Genomic DNA, 17540 nt, shown 5'->3' with positions numbered 1-17540 from the left:
CTTCATCACCACCGAGGAACGCACCGCGCTCTCGTTCCTGACGAAACCCTTCGCAGACCACGCCAACAGGATCTTCAAGGAGAGGTGAGGCGACCGGGACACGTCTCCGCTCAAGCGCCGCGATCACTAGCCATGCGCGCGCATCGAGGCCGGAAACGTCATGCTGAAACGCGTGCCGGCGCCTTTGGTACTGACGACCGCAATCAGGCCGTGATGCATGGCCACGATGCTTTTCGTGATCGACAGTCCAAGGCCGAGCCGTCGCTCGGAGCTCGATCGGGAGCGGTCGCCGCGGAAGAAGCGATCGAAGACGTAGGGCAGGTCCTCAGCCTCGATGCCGTCGCCGCCATCGGCGACGGCGACGACCACGCTGTCGCCGTCGCGATGGGCTGTGATGTCGATGAACTGGCCAGGTGGCGTATGCGACAGGGCGTTGCTCAAGAGATTGCTCAAGGCTCGCCTGAGCAGCATGGCGTGGCCCACGATCACGAGCTCGGGATCGGTTCTGATCTGGAGCTCGATGCCCTTCTCCTGGGCCAGCGCCGAATAGAACTCGTGCACGTTTGCGATTTCTTCGGCGAGGCGCACGGGCTCCATCTGAAGCTGGACCTCGTCGCTGTCCGCCCTGGCCAGAAAGAGAAGATTGTCGACGATCTGCGCCATCGTCTGCATGTCGTCTCGCGTGTTCTCCAGAACGTCGCGATAGGAGGCCTCGTCGCGCGATTTCGAGAGCGCCACCTCGACATTCAGCAGCATGCGATTGATGGGGCTGCGCAGTTCATGGGCGACGTTGTCGGCATATTGCCGGAGACGCGAATAGGCGCCCTCGAGCCGGTCGAGCATATGGTTGAATTCCAGGCCGAGATGGGCCAACTCCGTCGGCAGGCCGGCCGTGACGAGGCGCTCATTCGCCGTCGCGCGCTCGATGCTCGCGGTTGCGTGGATCACGCGCCGCAGCGGCGAGAGCTGTCGCCGGATGATGAACCAGCCCACCAGGGCGCATAATGCGCCGGACAGCAGGATCACCGTAACGAGCACGTCCCTGAAGCGGTCGATCGCCATGTCATCGAGTGTCGTATCCATGGCGACCTGGACGACGGTGTCCTTTGGCCAGCCTTCCGCCTGCAGCGGCACAAGCGCGCTGTGCGCCCGAAACCTGAAGCCGTTTTCAGTAATGGTTTCATAATGGGGCGTTGCACCGGGGGCTGGCGTCTGGAAGCGCGTGGCCGGTAGCCGCTTGTCCATGTCCGGTGTCGTCAGCACCAGGTCCGGAAGATTCGTCAACACACGGATCAGAACCTGGCGGGGCCCATCGGCTGCCTCGCTCAGCTCGTGCGCGATCATGGCGGTGTCGGGCTTGGACGTCTGCAGGAGAGACCGTATTTCGATGAGGTGCTGCTCGAGAACCTGATCCTCCGTCCACTGCACGGTCGCGCGGACGGCATCGTACAGGACGAAGGCGGCCACCAGGACCAAAGTGAAGGCCGAGGCGCAGAACCAGGCCGTCAGGCGGCCTGCGATCGATGCCGGCACGCAGCGGCTCAGCAGGCTACTGGATGACATAGCCGCGCCCGCGGATGGTGTGGATCAGCTTGCGGGGAAAGGGGTCGTCGATCTTCTGTCGCAGGCGGCGGATGTTGACGTCCACGACATTGCTGTCGCAGTCGAACATCATGTCCCAGACCTTGTCGGCAATGAAGGTTCGAGACAGCACATCGCCGCGATGGCGCAGGAGCAGTTCGAGCAGCAGGATTTCCTTGGGCGAAACCGGGATCGGCGTGCCGCCGCGAGTGACCTTGTGGCGCTGGGGATCGACCTTCAGATCATCGAATTGCAGGATTTCGGCAGGAAGGGAACTGGCCCGGCGCAAGACTGTCCGGACGCGTGCAAGGAGTTCCGCGAAGGCGAATGGCTTTGTCAGGTAATCGTCAGCGCCCAGAGTCAGGCCCTTGACGCGCTTTTCGATCGCATCCTGCGCCGTCAGCATCAGGATCGGCATGCGCTGGTCGGCCTGCTTCAATACCTGCAGCACCTGCCAGCCATCCATGCCGGGCAGGTTCACGTCGAGGATGACGATATCGTAGCGTCCACCCGGGGCTTCCGTGACGGCGTCCAGGCCGTCATGGACCATGTCGGCGACAAAGCCTTCCTCGATGAAGGCCTTGCGCAGGATCGCCGCGGTGCGGACGTCATCTTCGACGATCAGGAGTTTCAACTGTGCGCAGCCCTCCTGTGCACTCCTGAAGGCTGGCGAAGACGCTGCCGCGGCCCATTGCGAAATGCTACGCCACTGTAGCACAAAATGAACCGCGCGCTTTACGAACTTTGGGAGTGGTTAGTCTCGTCGTTCGCCTGCGAAAACCATGCGCTTGCCTCAGGGCCGCACTGCGCGGCTTGAAAGCGCAGTTCTGGGGCAGAATAAAGCCTCCTCTTCGGTCCTCGCGAAAATGACAGTTCTGTTAACTGGGCGTCATCGATGCGTCATTTCGCGTTCGCTAGCCTGCAATTCATAGCCAGGTGCCTGTGTCGCGTGCGTACTGAAGTCATTCTGATCAAGCCGCAGTTTGTATTCTAGCGGCGTTCGCCGGCAATCAGAACTTCAGCCACACTCTGACCAAAAGCATTTTCACGCTTGAGGAGGTATTCCTTGGAATCTTGGTATATATGGTAATCTTGCGAGATGAATTTATAAGTAAAATTCGCTATATTATGATATTAAAATGAAATTGCACATCAGTAATAGACAATATTGCTTCGGGGTAATAAATCTATGGGGGCATGGTCATGGCGGACCGATCGATCGCTATAGTCGATGATCACCCGATGTTGATGGAGGGGATCGCTGCGTTTCTGAAGCAACGGGGCGGTTTCGCGCTCGCCGCGACCGGGAATGCTGCGGACGATATCGTCTCTATCACCTGCACCCATCAGCCCGATGATATGATCGTCGATCTGGGCATGGCAGGGGATGTTTTCAAGGCGATTGCGGAGGCATCCAGGATCTCCCCCAAGACGAAGATCATCGTGTTCACGGCCTCGGCCAGCACGGATGATGCGATCGGGGCCCTTGATGCCGGGGCGAAGGGCTATGTCCTGAAAGGCGGCCCGGGAGACGACCTCATTCAGGCCCTTCAATGCGCGCAGCGGAACGATGTCTATGTCAGTCCCTCGTTCGCGACCAAGCTGATCTGCGCCTTGAAGGACAAGGCGCTCGAACGACAGAAGCCGGCCTGCAACAGGCTCAGCGTCCGCGAGGAGCAGATCGTCAGGCTCCTGCTTTGCGGGATGATGAACAGCGAGATCGCGCGCGAGCTTTCGCTCAGCAACAAGACCGTAAAGAGCCACATGACCACGCTGATGGCCAAGCTGAACGCCCATAATCGCCTGGAGGCGCTCATCGCCGCGCAGAAGCTGGTTGCTGCGTCGAGCATCCCGGCCAGCCGATTCCGCCTGTGAAGGACGTCGGGTCCGACCGGCTTTACCAAGGCTGACCGGGTTGGGGCGTCGCGGAAACCCATACCTACCCATCGGTGGCCGATGTGAAGCCTGATGCCCTGCTGCCGATCCGAGGCGGCAGCGCATGGCGCAGGGCGGAGCGACGATTTCGGATCGGAATTCTGGCGACGCGGTTCGACCTGATCCCCGATCTACCAGGGGCGGGCAATCACAGGCTGGCGCCTGATGAGACGTCAGCTTGCGAACCGGAATCGAAGAGGCAGGATCGCCCGTTGCGGGCCTGGCTCGTCGCCTTCATCATGCGCTCCGACAACGGGAGCAGCACTGAACATGGTCGATCGAGCGCTCTACGATGATCCTCTGGTCAGCGTTGCCTATGGCAAACTGCGATCCCGACCAGGGCGTCCCAATGAGGTTATCGAGCAGCCCGCGCTCCTATCGCTGATGCCTCCGCTTCAAGGAAAGGATGTCGTTGACCTGGGTTGCGGTACCGGCGGCTTGGCACGATTGGCTCTCGGACAAGACGTGCGTTCGGTGAAGGCCTTCGACGCTTCGGAGCAGATGATCCAAGAGGCGATCAAGCTCGGTGGCGACGCTCGTGCGCATTACGAGATAAGCCGGATTGAGGATGTCGAGCTTCCCGATCGCAGCGCTGATGTCGTCGTTAGCGGACTTGCTCTGCACTACATCCATGACTTCGTGACACTGTCGATACGTGTCAGAGGGTGGTTGAGAGAAGGAGGAAGCTTCATTTTCTCTGTTGAGCACCCGATTATGACGTGCGCCTCCCGGCAATGGGCCGAGGCGGCTGACGGCACCCGGCAGCATTGGCCGGTGGATCGCTATCTTGATGAGGGACCGCGGCTTGTACGCTGGCTCGGTGCCGACACGCCAAGGGAACATCGTACCGTCGCCAGCTACGTAAATGCCCTGATCGACGCTGGCTTGATCATCCATCGGCTCATCGAACCTGGGCCCGATCCTGCTTCATTGCAGCAATGGCCGAAGCTGGCTGACCATGTCCGGCGCCCAACGTTTCTGATCATTCGAGCTGATCATCCGGTGGCCTGACGCGGTCCGGCCTGCCGCAAAAGTATCCACCACTGGTGCGGCCGAACCCGGGTTCACGCAGGGCTGCGCGGAGCCGATCGCTCCAGGAAGCCATGGGTCTCGGAACGCCCTGTCTCCGCAAAGCCATGCCTGAGATAGAGCGAGCGAACCGGGTTCCAGTGGAGGTGTTCCAGCCGCACGGGCAGGGCAAGCGCGTCCGCGAGCGCAAGGCAATGACGCAGAATGGCCGTGCCCGAGCCCTGTCCGTGAAAGGCCGGCAGGAGATAGAATTCGCCGAACCGGACATGATCCGGCATCACCATCAGGGATAGCGTCCCGATCGACTGGCCGGCGCGCCTGATCAGGAAGAACGGCTTGTCCTCGACGCGGCGCTGGTGAAGGCCCCGTTGGAATGCCTCGTCCCAGGGCCAGCGGCGACGGATATGAGGCCCCATCGCTTCGCGCTTGGCCTCGAAGGCGAAGTCGCTGGCCTCCTGGGTCCGGGGCAGGCGCGGAAAGGCGTAGTCAGGCGGAAGATCGGGCAGGTCCATGAGGCTGAAGCCTAGCGCTATTTCAGGGTTGTCTGGAGTGGGTGATCCTGCCTTTTGCCGGGCGTCAGGGAGATACTGACGCGTTGGTGGCCGATGTGAAGCCCGACGCCGTGTTGCCGATCCGAGGCGGCAGCGCATGATGCAGGGGTGAGCGACGGTTTCAGATCGGAATTCTGCCGCGAAGCTTTGCCTGAGGACGCTGCTCATCTGATCCTGGCGTAACTGAAACAGTCCCGTGGCTCGTCGCTGATGTTCGGATGAACGGTCCAAAGTCGGAGAAGGGCTTCGCGCTTGAGCCCTGCCTTCTCCATCACCCGGGCCGAGCCAAGGTTGGCGGCGCGCTCCCGGAAGCCAGGGGTCGACGCCGCGTCTAACGCTCCGGCTTGCGTTCCGGCGATCGCCATTCGCGACCGATGGTCCGCCGCCGTGTCGCAGAATTCGCCCAGTATTCGACACCCCGTCAGCTGGTGCGGACCTATAACATGGTATGGTTCACCCTATCCTCAGACCCAATCGACCGCTTGGACAGCTCAACCTAGCGTCGTCGATACCGTGAATGGAACGGTGGTCAGTAGGAGACAGACATGAGCCTGGACATCGCCTCACGCCCCGCCAAGCCGGGGCCCGAAGAGTTGGTGCCGTCGCGCTACGCCGTACGGATCGGCGAGATTGACGTGCTGGTGGTCAGCGACGGGGTGCTGCCGCTTCCCACCAAGATGCTGKGACACAACGCCGAGCCGGCCGCGCGGGCAGCCTGGCTGAACGACATGTTCCTGCCGCCCGACGCTTTCGACTGGTCGCTGAACGTGGTCGTGGTCCGCAGTGGCAGCCAGACTATCCTCATCGACGCCGGGCTGGGCCTGGACCCGAACCTGAACCTGCCGCGGGCCGGGCAGCTGGTCAGGCGACTGGAGGCGGCCGGCATCGATCTCGCGTCGGTCACCGACGTGGTGCTGACCCATATGCACATGGACCATATCGGCGGGCTCCTCGTCGACGGGGTGAAGGACCGGCTGCGTCCGGACCTGCGGATCCATGTGGCGGCCGCCGAGGTGAAGTTTTGGGAGGCGCCCGACTTCACACACGTCAACATGCCGGCGGGTTTCCCGGATGCGCTTCGGTCGGCCGCCAAGCGGTTCGCGGAAGATTACCGTGAGCAGTTGCGGCCGTTCGATGAGAAGCACGAGGTGGCGCCAGGCGTAGTCGTCCATCGCACCGGCGGCCACACGCCCGGGCACAGCGTCGTCCGCCTGGCATCCGGCGCAGATCGCCTGACATTCGCCGGAGATGCCGTTTTCGCGGTCGGGTTCGACCACCCCGACTGGCACAACGGTTTCGAACACGACCCCGAGGAGGCGGCCCGCGTTCGTGTCCGCCTTTTGACGGAGCTCGCCGCGACCGGCGAGCAGCTGGTGGCCACTCACCTGCCGTTCCCCTCTGTCGGCCGCGTGGCGGTCGAGGGGGATGCCTTCCGCTTCGTCCCGGTCTTCTGGGACTACTGACCACCTTTTGGGGTGGGGCCGAACCAGGGTGTGCAGCCTTCAAGCCCATGCCCGGTTTGGCCGACGAGCCCGGCCTCGATGAGGCCGTTCGCACTTAGGGCCTATCGAACGGCGTGCCGCATGGACGGCCGCGAAAGGAGACATCTCATGAAAATCGTCATTATCGGTGGCACCGGACTGATCGGATCGAAGACCGCGGAGCGACTGCGCAAGAAGGGGCACGAGGTCATTGCGGCCGCCCCCAATACCGGCGTCAATACGATCACCGGGGAAGGTCTGGCGGAGGCCCTCAAGGCGACCGAGGTCGTGATCGACCTCGCGAACTCACCGTCCTTCGAGGACAAGGCCGTGCTCGAATTCTTCCAGGTTTCGGGCAGGAACCTGATGGCTGCGGCAAGGCAAGCCGGCGTGAAGCACCATGTCGCGCTTTCCATCGTCGGCGCCGACCGGCTGCCCGATAGCGGCTATCTCCGCGCCAAGGTCGCGCAGGAAAAGATCGTCAGGGAATCCGGCATTCCCTACACGATCCTGCGGTCCACGCAGTTCCTGGAATTCCTCGGCGGCATCGCCCAGGCCGGCACGGTCGGCGACACGACCCGTCTGTCGACGGGCAATCTGCAGCCGATCGCGTCCGACGATGTCGCCGATTTCGTGGCGGAGGCCGCTCTGGCCGCCCCAGCCAATGGCATCATCGAAATCGCCGGCCCGGAGCGCGCGCGGCTTTGCGATTTCGTCGCGCGTTACCTCAAGGCGATCGGAGACAGCCGCGCCGTCGTTGCAGATCCGGAAGCCCAGTATTTCGGGACCAGATTGGAGGACGGTTCACTCGTCTCCGACGATGAGCCCCGCCTCGGCCGCATCGACTTCGATCGCTGGTTCGCGACAGCGCCGCGAAAGTAACCACCTGCGCATGGGCCTCATCTGAGACGGCCCGGTGCCTGAACCATGAAAGGACTCTGGATATGATCAAGTTGTTAGGGTCTGCGGTCGTGTTGACGGCCCTCCTGTCGGGGCCGGCCCTTGCGCATGACACGCCCGGTGGCGGAAAGGGCGCAAAGGTCACGTTGGTCTATGACCACGTCCTGCCGAACGTGCCCGGCAAGAGCATGAAGGGCGTTCTCGTGGAATACGCTCCGGGCGGCTTTTCGGAGGGCCACACCCATCCGACCTCCGCCTTCATCTACGCGACCGTCCTCGAAGGGGTGATCCGCAGTCAGGTCAATGATGGCCCCGTCAAAGACTATCGGGCCGGCGAAAGCTTTTCGGAGCTGCCGGGAGACCGCCACGGCGTCAGCGAGAATGCCAGCAAGACGCAACCCGCAAAGCTCCTCGCGGTCTTCGTGGTCGATACCGCCCAGCAGGAGCTGACATTCCCGCTCAAGAAATAGAGGGACAGGCCAGGTGGACGATCCGGTTTCCCGATCCGGTTGCACGATCCGGGCGCCCGATCCGGTGCCTGGCCGTCCTTCGACATGACCAACCGCTATCGGTGAATCCCCCATGTTCGGTGATGACCACTTCCTGTCGCTTGTCCTGATCAACGTGCTCGGTGCTGCCGGCATCGTCGTGTGGCACGTTCAGGGCTGCAACCGACCGACCGGTCGCCTGATCGTCCAGATCCTGTTCTTCACCGGCATGAGCCTGATGCTCGGCATTGGAGGCATCGCTCCACATCAGCCCGATCGCATCTACACCGAGGGTTTTGCCGCGTTGCTCGCCAAATCGGCGCTGATCCTCTGGTGGACCCATCTCGCTTGGACGATCATCGGCTTCATCCACATCTATGTCAGGCTCAATCGCAAGCCGCGGGAAGCCCACCTCATCTTGGACATGGCCATTGCCGTCATCTATCTCGGCGTGGCGCTGTCGGTCATGGGTTTCGTCTTCGGCATGCCGATCGCCACCCTGGCGACAACCTCGGGTGTCGTCGCCGTCATCCTGGGCCTGGCGTTGCAGAACACGCTCGGGGATGTCTTTTCCGGCATCGCCCTGACGCTCGGCAAGGCCTATGCGATCGGCGACTGGGTCCAGTTGAGCGACGGCACTGCGGGCCGTGTCACCGAAACCAATTGGCGCTCTACCAACCTGCTGACCGGGGTGAACAATGTCGTCGTGCTGCCGAACAGCGTGCTCGCCAAACAGAGCCTGACCAGCTTGAGCCGCCCTGACGAGTCGCATCTCATCACCTTGAGCCTGCGCTTTGCCGCGGGGCAAAGGCCACGCGTCGTCGAGGACGTCATGCGCTCCGTGCTCGAAACCAGCACCCGGATCGTCAAGGACCCGGCGCCGGCCGTTGTCCTGAAGGCCATCGATGCGGCTGCAATCGAGGTGGAGTTGCAGTTCCGTGTCGCGAGCCTCGCCATGGGGATATCCGCCAGGAACGAGATCATCGACCTGATCTATGACCAATGCGGTGCAAGCGGTCTTTCGCTGGCCATGCCCGCGTAGGCCACAACGGGCCCAGGCGGAAAGCGGCGGCGGGTATCCTGCGCCGGGTGCTGGCGCGCGCTCATCCCCGCCCGGTCCCGGACCCCTGCCTGGACCGGCACGCCCCGGTGGCGTTGCAACGGCAGGAGAGGCGGCTACCCGCTGCGACCGGCCGCTTGCACGGCGACGTGCAAGTCATGGATTTCCATAAGTGCGGCGCAGCCGTCCCAGCGTTAGGTTTCGCTGAGTTTGCCAGCCGTGTCTTCGAGGACTGGTGCTAGTGAAGCTGTGACGGTTTCCAGGCATTCCGTCTCCGGAGGGAGCAGCCGACCATGATCGCAGCGCTTCATCGAACGCCGTCGGCCCTGATCGTCGGGACGCTGGCTCTGGGTCTGTTAGCATGCTGGCTGACCGGAACTCCTTTCGGCCTCCTGGCTCCGCTCGGTGCAGTCTTTCTCCATGCGCGCGGCTATCTGCTTGTGGCGCTCTGGGCCGCGCTGCTCACCGCCTTTGCCGGTGCGACCGTCGCCGCCCTGCTATACCCGGGCGCCATACGGGAGGCCGCGCTGTCGCTCGGGGCATTCCTCCTGGTTGCCGCTTGCATCGGCGCGCTCGTCTTCCCCGAGCCCACCAGCCGCAGCGCTCGGATCGGGACAGCACTGCGGCAGGCGCCTGGCCGTCCGGACGGGATCGGAGCCGCTCCGGGCGTATCGATCGAGAGCGCCGTCCACCCGGAAGACAGGGCTGCGATCGCACAGGCGGCGGCCTACGCATTCTGGACCGGCGTGCCCCAGGTGACGAGCTATCGGCTGCGCCAGTTGGACGGCAGCTATCGCTGGACTGAACTCCGTGCCGAGCCGGGCTATGGCGTCAGCGTGAATGTCGACGCCATGGTCTCCAGGCCGGGCGACCGCTGGACCATCGCGCAATCCCTCGGCGAGACCGTGGACGCGGTCAGCGCAGCCAAGGTGATCGAGAGCCTGCACGGCAAGGCCTGGGCTTTCGACGCGATGGGCAAGTTCACCTATGTGACTCCCGCCGCCCAGATCGCCATCGACATGGCCCTGGAGGATCTCAACCGCCGCCTCGGCGAGCGCGAATTCATCGATGGCGGCGAGGCCGGCTGGATGCGCGGTGTCCATCCCGAGGATGTCGACAGGGCCGCCTCGACCCTGCGCCATTGTCTGAAGACGGGAGAGCCGTGGAACATCGAGTACCGGATGCTGCGCGCGACCGGACATTATGTCTGGCACCGCATCTCGGCGCGGCCGACGCGGGATGGCGAGGGGCGCATCACGGGCTGGTTCGGCACCTCGATCGACATCGACGTCTACAAGAAGACCGAGGCCGCCCTGCGCGAGAGGGAGCAGCATCTCGCGCAGTTGATCGACACGGTCCCGGCCATGATCTGGAGCATGACGGCGGAAGGCCGGCCCGCCTATCTCAACAAGCGGATGATGGAGGTGACTGGCGCCACGCTCGAGACGGTCACGGCGCCGGATGGGGCTCTCTCGTTGAGGAAGATGATCCACCCCAATTTTCTGGAACTGGCAGAACAGACCTTCATCAAATCCGTCACGACGGGGACGCCCTACAATATCAAATACCTTCAGCATCGAGCCGACGGCAGCTATCGATGGACTGAAACGCGTGCGGAAGCCCTGCGTGACGACGCAGGCAAGATCGTCCGCTGGTACGGCGTATCCGTCGATATCCATGACCTGATCACCACGCAGACGGAGCTGCACCTCCGGAAGCAGGAACTGACGCGGCTGGTCGATCTGGTGCCGAGCTTCCTCTGGCGGTTGACGCCCGCCGGGGAGCCGAATTTCTTCAACCGCCGCTTCCTCGATTTCCTGGGTCTTGACGAAGGCGGTCTTGAACAGCCCCAGACGGAGCCTTACGCGGCAGCCCTGAAGGCCGCCATCCATCCCGACGACGCCGAGCGTCTATGGGCCGAACTGAAGCAATGCCTGCTCTGCGGCCGACCTTTCTCGATGCGCTACCGCCTGCGCCGCCATGATGGTGTCTATCGCTGGATGGACGGACGCGCGGAGCCGCTGCGCGATGAAGGCGGCAGCATCATCCAGTGGCACGGCCTGTCCCACGACATCGACGATCAGCTTCGGGTGGAGGAGGCGCTCAGGGAGAGCGAACGTTCGCTGCGTCAGCTGGTCGAGACGCTGCCGGCCCTCATCTACTGCGCCGCACCGAACGGCGAGCCGATCTATCGAAGCGAGAAGCTGCGCGAATTTCTCGGCTTCGGGCTCGGGGACAAGGATGAGGAGGGCAAGACACGACTGGCCGGTACCCTGGAGACGATCATCCATCCCGACGACCTCCCCGACGTCAAAGAGAAATATGGGTTCTCGCTGGCGACGGGCTCCTCCTATGCGATGAAACACCGCCTCCGCCGGGCGGATGGCGCGTATCGCTGGGTCGAGACGCGAACCGCGGCGATGCGAAATGTCGAGGGGGAGATCGTCCAGTGGAACGGCATCTGCTTCGAGATCGAAGATCAGGTGCGCGCACAGGAAGCGCTGACATTGACGCAGGAACGCCTGGCGCGCGCAGCCCAGGCCGCAAGCCTTGCGGAGCTCTCCGCCTCGATTGCCCATGAGGTCAACCAGCCGCTCGCCGCCGTGGTCGCCAATTCCCATGCCTGCCAGCGCTGGCTCACCTCGGACCCGCCCAATCTGGAGCGGGCGCAGAAGACCGTCGAGCGCATCATCCGCGATGCGAATTCCGCGTCCGACGTCGTCGGTCGGGTCCGCGCCCTGTTCAGGCAGACGGGCGAGGCGCGAAACCCCTGCCAGCTCGGCACCATTCTCGAAGAGGCCCGGGGTTTGATGACGGAAGAGGCGGCCCGGCGCCGCATCCGCATCGAGATCGACGTCGAGGCCGGGCTTCCGCCGCTGGACCTGGACCGGGTCCAGATCCAGCAGGTTCTCGTCAACCTGATCCGCAACGGCCTGGAGGCGATGGAGCCTGCGCAGCGCGGGGTGCTTCGCATCCGCTGCCTGCGCGCCGACGATCTCATCCGCACCGAAGTCCGGGACACGGGCGAGGGTATCGGTGCGCCCGAAAAGGTGTTCGAGCCGTTCTTCTCAACGAAACCCAATGGAATGGGCATGGGCTTGGCCATCTCTAGAACAATCATCGAAACCCATGGCGGACGTCTCTGGGCCGAGAACAATCAGCCCGGCGGGGCGACGTTCATCTTCACCCTGCCCGTTGAAACGAAGGCGGATCATGACCGCTGACGATATGATCGTGTTCATTGTCGACGACGACGCCGCTCTCCGGGAGGCGCTGGGCGAGCTGCTGGCGGCAAACGGCGTCCGGTCCATCCCGTTCGAGACGGCTGGCGACTATATCGGCGCGGACAAGCCTGATCTCCCGGCCTGCCTGATCCTCGACGTCGAGCTTCCCGATATCAACGGGCTCGCGCTGCAAAGGCAGATCGCACAGGGTAATCATCCGCCGATCGTGTTCATCACGGGGCATGGCGACATTCCGTCCTCGGTCGCCGCCATCAAGCATGGCGCCGTCGATTTCCTGACCAAGCCCTTCAGCGATGTGGCGCTCATGAGCGCGATCCGCGCGGCGATCGCGCAGGATCTGGAAACCAGGGCGAAGCGCGGCGAACTCGCACTCCTGAGGCAGCGCTATCGCGAGCTCTCCCCTCGGGAGCGCGAAGTCCTTCCGCTCGTGGTGAGCGGGCTCCTCAACAAGCAGGCGGCGGCCGCGCTCGGCATCAGCGAAGTCACCCTTCAAATCCACAGAAGGAACGTCATGCAGAAAATGTCGGTGTCATCGCTCGCCGACCTGGTGCGAATTGCGGAGCGGTTGGAAATCCCGATCCAGCATTCGCGCCGGATGGGAGGAGCCTGAGCGTGAGCAAGCAGAGACATGTCGTGGCCGTGGTCGATGACGATCCGAGATTGCTCGAGTCGCTCGAAGACCTGCTCGAGTCGGCCGGCTATGCGGTTCGCAGCTTCCCCTCCGCGGCAGGGCTGATCGGGGCGGGCCTCTCCGGGTTGGATCTCCTCATCACGGATATCGGAATGCCGGGGATGGACGGCTTCGAGCTGCGTGACCTCGTAAACCGGGAACGCCCGAACCTGCCGGTCTTTCTCATCACCGGGCGCCACGAGATTGCCGGGCAGATCAGGGCGCGCGCCGTGGAGAGCTTCTTCTGCAAGCCCTTCGACGGCCAGGCCCTGCTCACGGCGATCGCCAGAGCCTTGCGTCAATAGAGAGGTGGAAGGTGGACATGATCGTTGACCGCTCGCTTGCCCGAAATTCCGTGCCGCGCTCGGCCCAGCGCCAGGCCGAGGCGGAGCAGCCCCTCGTCATCATCGTCGATGACGACGCTTCGGTGCGAGAAGCGTTGTCCGAGCTGATGCTGTCGGCCGGCTTCCAGGCGGTGTCGTTTGGATCGACACAGGCCTTGCTGGAGACCGGCGCACTCGACAAGCCGGGGTGCCTGATCCTCGACGTGCGCATGCCCGGCTCCAGCGGGCTCGACCTCCAGCGCCAGCTGACAGCGAATGGACATCCCAAGCCGATCATCTTCCTGACCGCGCATGGCGACATCCCCATGACCGTTCAGGCCATGAAGGCCGGCGCGGTCGACTTCCTGACGAAGCCGGTCCGCGACCAGACGCTACTGGACGCCGTCAGCGCCGCGATTGCGCTGGATGCGGCGCGACGGGCGGAAGCGGCGAGGGTCAAGGGCCATGCCGAGCGCCTGCGGACCCTGACGCCGCGGGAGCGCGAGATCATTCAGGAGGTCGCGCGCGGCCGTCTCAACAAGCAGATCGCCTTCGACCTCGGCATCAGCGAGGTAACGGTCAAGCTGCACAGGGGCAACCTGATGCGGAAGATGGAGGTCGCCTCCATCGGCGAACTGATCCGGGCCTGGGAGGCCTTGCCCGTCRGACTGCGCGAGGCGCAGGCGGCCTAGGTGACGCGGAGTTGGAGCGCCGCTCCCGGGGGAATGGCGGGGATGCTCCAGCCTTGACGAAGGCGAGGGCGCGGCAATCCCGCCGCCGCGCCGCGATCATCGGGATTTTCGGCGCGGGGGAGGGCGTAGGGCCTCTGCGGCGATCAGGTCAGCGAGATGCCGCCATCGACGGCGAGGTTGACGCCCGTGACGAATGCGCCCTCGGCGGAGCAGAGAAAGAGGGCTGCCTGCGCGAGTTCTTCGGCCTTGCCCATCCGGCCGAATGGGATCATCCGTGCGGCCTGCGCTTCGACCTGCGGCTGCGCTTGGGGAGCGACGCCGAGCTTTGCGAGGATCGGTGTGTCGGTCGGGCCGGGGCTGAGCACATTCACGCGGATGCGCCGATCCTTGAACTCCAGCGCCCAGTTGCGGGCGAACGCCTCGATCGCGGCCTTGCTGCCAGCGTAAACCGCGTGGCCCTCCAGCACCTTGCGGCTCGCGACCGAGCTCGTCAGCAGGATCGCGCCGCCATCACGCAGCAAGGGGGCCATCGTCTGCACACCGAAGAAGGTGCCGCGCGCGTTGGTGAGGAATTGCGCGTCATAGTCAGCCATCGTCACGGCGGAGCTGGGCTGAATGCGGATGCCGCCCGCATTCGCCACATAGATATCGGCCTTTCCGAACCGCTCCGCGACCAGCGCGGCGACACGCTCATGCGTGACGACATCGGCAATGTCACCGGCAAGGCCGATGACCTGACGCCCCAGTGCCGTGACCGCTTCGTTGACTGCGGTTTCGCGCCGTCCGACGATCACGACCTTCGCGCCTTCGGCTGCGAAGAGGCGCGCCGTCGCGAAGCCGATGCCGCTATTGCCGCCGGTGATCACGGCGATCTTGCTCGACAGTTTTCCCATGTGGACCTCCATTTGGATGATCCGAAGTTGGGCCGGTCTGCGCTGAAATCAAATCACGCGAAAGGTATTATATCCTATACCTCTGTATAGAGTGGATCGACCTGGGGCGTATTGATCGAAAACGACAATAATTTCAGGATCGAATTGCCTCGAAAACCGCTTGTTGCGTGAGTGATTCTGCGGTTTCGAGGTCGACGGTTCGGGGCATCTGCGATGAATTCGTCTTCCTGAAGTCTTCAGGCCGTCGCTGAATATTTTAGCCTTGGAGGCGTCGATGCCGAACAAAGCCTTTTCCTGCCCGCCCGACCTCACTCGGCGGGATCTCCTGCGCGGCACGGCCGGCATGGCGGCGGCCGGAGCGCTTCCGTTCCCTGCTTTCGCACAACCCGCCATCGCGCGCCATCACAACAGCAGAAGGAGCCAACGCATGAACTCCGTGACGACCAAGGATGGCGTCGAGATCTTCTACAAGGACTGGGGCCCGAAATCGGCCCAGCCGCTTGTCTTTCACCATGGCTGGCCGCTCAGTTCGGACGACTGGGACGCCCAGATGCTCTTCTTCCTGGCGCAGGGCTTCCGGGTCGTCGCTCACGACCGGCGTGGACATGGCCGCTCCAGCCAGGTCAGCGAGGGCCATGACATGGACCATTACGCCGCCGACGCCGCGGCCGTCATCGAGCATCTCGACCTGCGCAACGCCGTTCATATCGGCCACTCCACGGGTGGGGGCGAGGCGACGCGCTATGTCGCGCGCCATGGCCGGAGCCGCACCGCAAAGCTCGTCCTCATCGGCGCGGTCCCGCCGATCATGGTCAAGACGGACCGCAATCCCGGCGGCCTGCCGCTCGAGGTCTTCGACGGCTTTCGGCGGAGCCTCGCCGCCAATCGCAGCGCGTTCTACACCGATCTCGCGGCGGGTCCGTTCTACGGCTTCAATCGGGCCGGGGTCGAGGCGGATCCCAGCCTCGTCCAGAACTGGTGGCGCCAGGGCATGATGGGCGCTGCCAAGGCGCAGCATGACGGCATCAAGGCCTTTTCCGAAACCGATTTCACCGAGGACCTCAAGGTGATCGAGGCGCCGGCTCTTGTCATGCATGGCGATGACGATCAGGTCGTCCCGATCGGCGCCAGCGCACCGCTTTCGGCCAAGCTGCTGAAGCGGGCGACGTTGAATATCTACAACAAGTTGCCGCACGGCATGGCGACCACCCACGCCGATATTGTCAACAAGGACATCCTCGCATTCATCCGAGGTTGACGATCGAGGACGAGGCGGCGAACGAAACCGCCTCGTCCTCATTGCAGTCCCCGGGCGTCAGGCGTGGCTCTCCGAAGCCGGGCGCGACCTCGCTCGGAGGTCAGGCAGAGGAACGTGCCGGTGTGACCGCGGCCCCGCCGGCTGGCTCCTGGGACCGGGCCGGCGTCTCTGTTGCGGGAGCCTCTGCGTCGCCGTCCTCCTGCTGGTCGCCCGGCCGCCTGGTCCTGAGCAGCCTGAGCACGAACACGAAGAAGACCGGTACGAAGAATATCGCGAGCACGGTCGCCGAGATCATGCCGCCCAGCACGCCGGTGCCGAGCGCGTTCTGGCTGGCGGCGCTCGGGCCGGTCGCGATCGCCAGCGGCACGACACCGAGGGCGAAGGCAAGCGAGGTCATGATGATCGGCCTGAAGCGCACTTTCGCCGCATCCGCCGCCGAATCCAGCAGCGACCGGCCCTCGGCATAGTAGTCCTTGGCGAACTCGACGATCAGGATCGCGTTCTTGGCGGAGAGGCCGATGATCGCGATCAGCCCGACCTTGAAGTAGATGTCGTTGGGCATCCCCCTCAGCATGACGGCGAGCACGCAACCAATGATGCCCAGCGGCACGACCAGCATCACCGAGAGCGGGATCGACCAGCTTTCGTAGAGACCGGCGAGCAGCAGGAACACGAAGAGGATGCTGAGCGCAAACAGCATGGGCGCTTGCGAGCCGGACTTGATCTCCTCCAGCGATTGCCCGGTCCATTCGAACCCGAACCCGCCCGGCACTTCGGCAACGAGCCGCTCCATCTCGGCGATGGCCGCGCCCGAGGACTGGCCGGGAGCCGGCTCGCCGGTGATCCGGACGGTGGGATAGCCATTATAGCCCACGATCTGCGGAGCGCCCTTCTGCCACTGCGCGATCGCGAAGGACGACAGCGGAACCATCCCGCCTTGCGCGTTGCGAACGTTGAGCTTGAGCAGGTCCTCAGCCTGGAGACGGTCGCGGTCGCGCCCCTGGACGATCACCCGCTGCATGCGTCCGGCGTTGGGGTGGTCATTGACATAGGACGAGCCGAGATTGGCGGTGATCGTGGTGTTGATGTCGGTGAAGGTGACGCCGAACGTGTTGGCCTTCTCGCGGTCGATGACGAGCAGAAGCTGCGCGGCGTCCGGCATGCCCTCGATCCGCAGGCCCGTGACCACGTTGCTCTTGGCGGCGCGGGCCAGCAGGTCCGCGGCCGCTGTGGCGAGCGCCCGCTGGCCGGCGCCGGCGCGGTCCTGGAGGCGGAAGGCAAAGCCGTTCGTCGTGCCAAAACCCTCGATCGGCGGCGGCGACAGGGCAAAGGTCGTCGCGTCCTTCAGGCCAAACAGCTGGGCATTGGCGCGGTCCGCCACGGCCTGGGCCGTGCTGTCGGCGCCACGCTCGCTCCAGTCCTTCAGCGTCACGA

Annotated in this window: 16 protein-coding genes; 11 read left to right on the top strand and 5 right to left on the bottom strand. The window is 63.9% G+C overall.

Annotated elements, in window-relative coordinates:
• Positions 1-126: 126 nt before the first annotated feature.
• Both AC1D34_RS18930 and AC1D34_RS18925 read right to left on the bottom strand, forming a co-directional pair.
• On the bottom strand, positions 127-1533 hold the full coding sequence (locus tag AC1D34_RS18930; RefSeq protein ID WP_476777195.1) for a heavy metal sensor histidine kinase: 1407 nt from the start codon (positions 1531-1533) through the stop codon (positions 127-129).
• Between the two features lie 16 nt (positions 1534-1549).
• Positions 1550-2215, bottom strand: a complete 666-nt coding sequence (locus AC1D34_RS18925) for a heavy metal response regulator transcription factor (protein ID WP_476777194.1) — start codon at positions 2213-2215, stop codon at positions 1550-1552.
• Between the two features lie 563 nt (positions 2216-2778).
• Between AC1D34_RS18925 and AC1D34_RS18920 the strand changes: the two genes are divergently transcribed.
• Positions 2779-3456, top strand: a complete 678-nt coding sequence (locus AC1D34_RS18920; RefSeq protein ID WP_441506934.1) for a LuxR C-terminal-related transcriptional regulator — start codon at positions 2779-2781, stop codon at positions 3454-3456.
• 330 nt (positions 3457-3786) lie between these two features.
• Complete coding sequence (locus tag AC1D34_RS18915) at positions 3787-4527, top strand: class I SAM-dependent methyltransferase (protein WP_476825014.1); 741 nt, start codon at positions 3787-3789, stop codon at positions 4525-4527.
• A 53-nt stretch (positions 4528-4580) separates the two neighbouring features.
• Here the strand turns inward: AC1D34_RS18915 and AC1D34_RS18910 are convergent, their stop codons facing one another.
• A complete protein-coding gene (locus tag AC1D34_RS18910; RefSeq protein WP_476777192.1) occupies positions 4581-5057 on the bottom strand; it encodes a GNAT family N-acetyltransferase in 477 nt (158 codons plus the stop codon).
• A 584-nt stretch (positions 5058-5641) separates the two neighbouring features.
• Between AC1D34_RS18910 and AC1D34_RS18905 the strand changes: the two genes are divergently transcribed.
• The 8 genes from AC1D34_RS18905 (at position 5642) to AC1D34_RS18870 (ending at position 13955) form a co-directional block, all read left to right on the top strand.
• Positions 5642-6559 carry an MBL fold metallo-hydrolase gene (locus tag AC1D34_RS18905; RefSeq protein WP_476825013.1) on the top strand — a complete coding sequence of 306 codons (918 nt, stop codon included), beginning with the start codon at positions 5642-5644 and terminating at the stop codon, positions 6557-6559.
• 147 nt (positions 6560-6706) lie between these two features.
• Positions 6707-7459: an SDR family oxidoreductase gene (locus AC1D34_RS18900; RefSeq protein ID WP_476777191.1), complete on the top strand. Its 753-nt coding sequence runs from the start codon at positions 6707-6709 to the stop codon at positions 7457-7459.
• 62 nt (positions 7460-7521) lie between these two features.
• Positions 7522-7947, top strand: a complete 426-nt coding sequence (locus tag AC1D34_RS18895; protein ID WP_476825012.1) for a cupin domain-containing protein — start codon at positions 7522-7524, stop codon at positions 7945-7947.
• Between the two features lie 112 nt (positions 7948-8059).
• Positions 8060-9007, top strand: coding sequence for a mechanosensitive ion channel family protein (locus AC1D34_RS18890; RefSeq protein ID WP_476777190.1), 948 nt, complete (start codon positions 8060-8062; stop codon positions 9005-9007).
• A gap of 311 nt (positions 9008-9318) precedes the next feature.
• Positions 9319-12249 carry a PAS domain-containing protein gene (locus tag AC1D34_RS18885; protein WP_476825011.1) on the top strand — a complete coding sequence of 977 codons (2931 nt, stop codon included), beginning with the start codon at positions 9319-9321 and terminating at the stop codon, positions 12247-12249.
• Positions 12239-12880, top strand: coding sequence for a response regulator transcription factor (locus AC1D34_RS18880; RefSeq protein WP_476777188.1), 642 nt, complete (start codon positions 12239-12241; stop codon positions 12878-12880). Before AC1D34_RS18885 ends, AC1D34_RS18880 begins: the two co-directional genes overlap by 11 nt.
• A 2-nt stretch (positions 12881-12882) precedes the next feature.
• The gene (locus AC1D34_RS18875; RefSeq protein ID WP_069881415.1) at positions 12883-13245 is read left to right on the top strand and encodes a response regulator; all 363 of its coding nucleotides are present in this window, start codon (positions 12883-12885) and stop codon (positions 13243-13245) included.
• 17 nt (positions 13246-13262) lie between these two features.
• The gene (locus tag AC1D34_RS18870; RefSeq protein WP_476825010.1) at positions 13263-13955 is read left to right on the top strand and encodes a response regulator transcription factor; all 693 of its coding nucleotides are present in this window, start codon (positions 13263-13265) and stop codon (positions 13953-13955) included.
• A gap of 143 nt (positions 13956-14098) precedes the next feature.
• On the opposite strand, the gene AC1D34_RS18865 is transcribed toward AC1D34_RS18870, so the two are convergent.
• Complete coding sequence (locus AC1D34_RS18865; RefSeq protein ID WP_476825009.1) at positions 14099-14848, bottom strand: SDR family NAD(P)-dependent oxidoreductase; 750 nt, start codon at positions 14846-14848, stop codon at positions 14099-14101.
• A 427-nt stretch (positions 14849-15275) separates the two neighbouring features.
• Between AC1D34_RS18865 and AC1D34_RS18860 the strand changes: the two genes are divergently transcribed.
• A complete protein-coding gene (locus tag AC1D34_RS18860) occupies positions 15276-16106 on the top strand; it encodes an alpha/beta fold hydrolase (protein ID WP_476825008.1) in 831 nt (276 codons plus the stop codon).
• Between the two features lie 100 nt (positions 16107-16206).
• Here the strand turns inward: AC1D34_RS18860 and AC1D34_RS18855 are convergent.
• Positions 16207-17540, bottom strand: a 1334-nt coding sequence (locus tag AC1D34_RS18855) for an efflux RND transporter permease subunit (RefSeq protein ID WP_476825007.1), incomplete at its 5' end; no start/stop codon positions are given.

The organism is Allobosea sp. P1_A7 (genome assembly GCF_056406775.1).
This window is presented reverse-complemented; position numbering and strand designations above follow the sequence as displayed.

What these genes read in the sequence shown, in the direction of transcription:
- AC1D34_RS18920 (WP_441506934.1), top strand. Translation starts at nt 2,779, where the DNA reads ATGGTCATGGCGGACCGATCGATCGCTATAGTCGATGATCACCCGATG.
- AC1D34_RS18915 (WP_476825014.1), top strand. Translation starts at nt 3,787, where the DNA reads ATGGTCGATCGAGCGCTCTACGATGATCCTCTGGTCAGCGTTGCCTAT.
- AC1D34_RS18910 (WP_476777192.1), bottom strand. Translation starts at nt 5,057, where the DNA reads ATGGACCTGCCCGATCTTCCGCCTGACTACGCCTTTCCGCGCCTGCCC.
- AC1D34_RS18900 (WP_476777191.1), top strand. Translation starts at nt 6,707, where the DNA reads ATGAAAATCGTCATTATCGGTGGCACCGGACTGATCGGATCGAAGACC.
- AC1D34_RS18895 (WP_476825012.1), top strand. Translation starts at nt 7,522, where the DNA reads ATGATCAAGTTGTTAGGGTCTGCGGTCGTGTTGACGGCCCTCCTGTCG.
- AC1D34_RS18890 (WP_476777190.1), top strand. Translation starts at nt 8,060, where the DNA reads ATGTTCGGTGATGACCACTTCCTGTCGCTTGTCCTGATCAACGTGCTC.
- AC1D34_RS18885 (WP_476825011.1), top strand. Translation starts at nt 9,319, where the DNA reads ATGATCGCAGCGCTTCATCGAACGCCGTCGGCCCTGATCGTCGGGACG.
- AC1D34_RS18880 (WP_476777188.1), top strand. Translation starts at nt 12,239, where the DNA reads ATGACCGCTGACGATATGATCGTGTTCATTGTCGACGACGACGCCGCT.
- AC1D34_RS18865 (WP_476825009.1), bottom strand. Translation starts at nt 14,848, where the DNA reads ATGGGAAAACTGTCGAGCAAGATCGCCGTGATCACCGGCGGCAATAGC.
- AC1D34_RS18860 (WP_476825008.1), top strand. Translation starts at nt 15,276, where the DNA reads ATGAACTCCGTGACGACCAAGGATGGCGTCGAGATCTTCTACAAGGAC.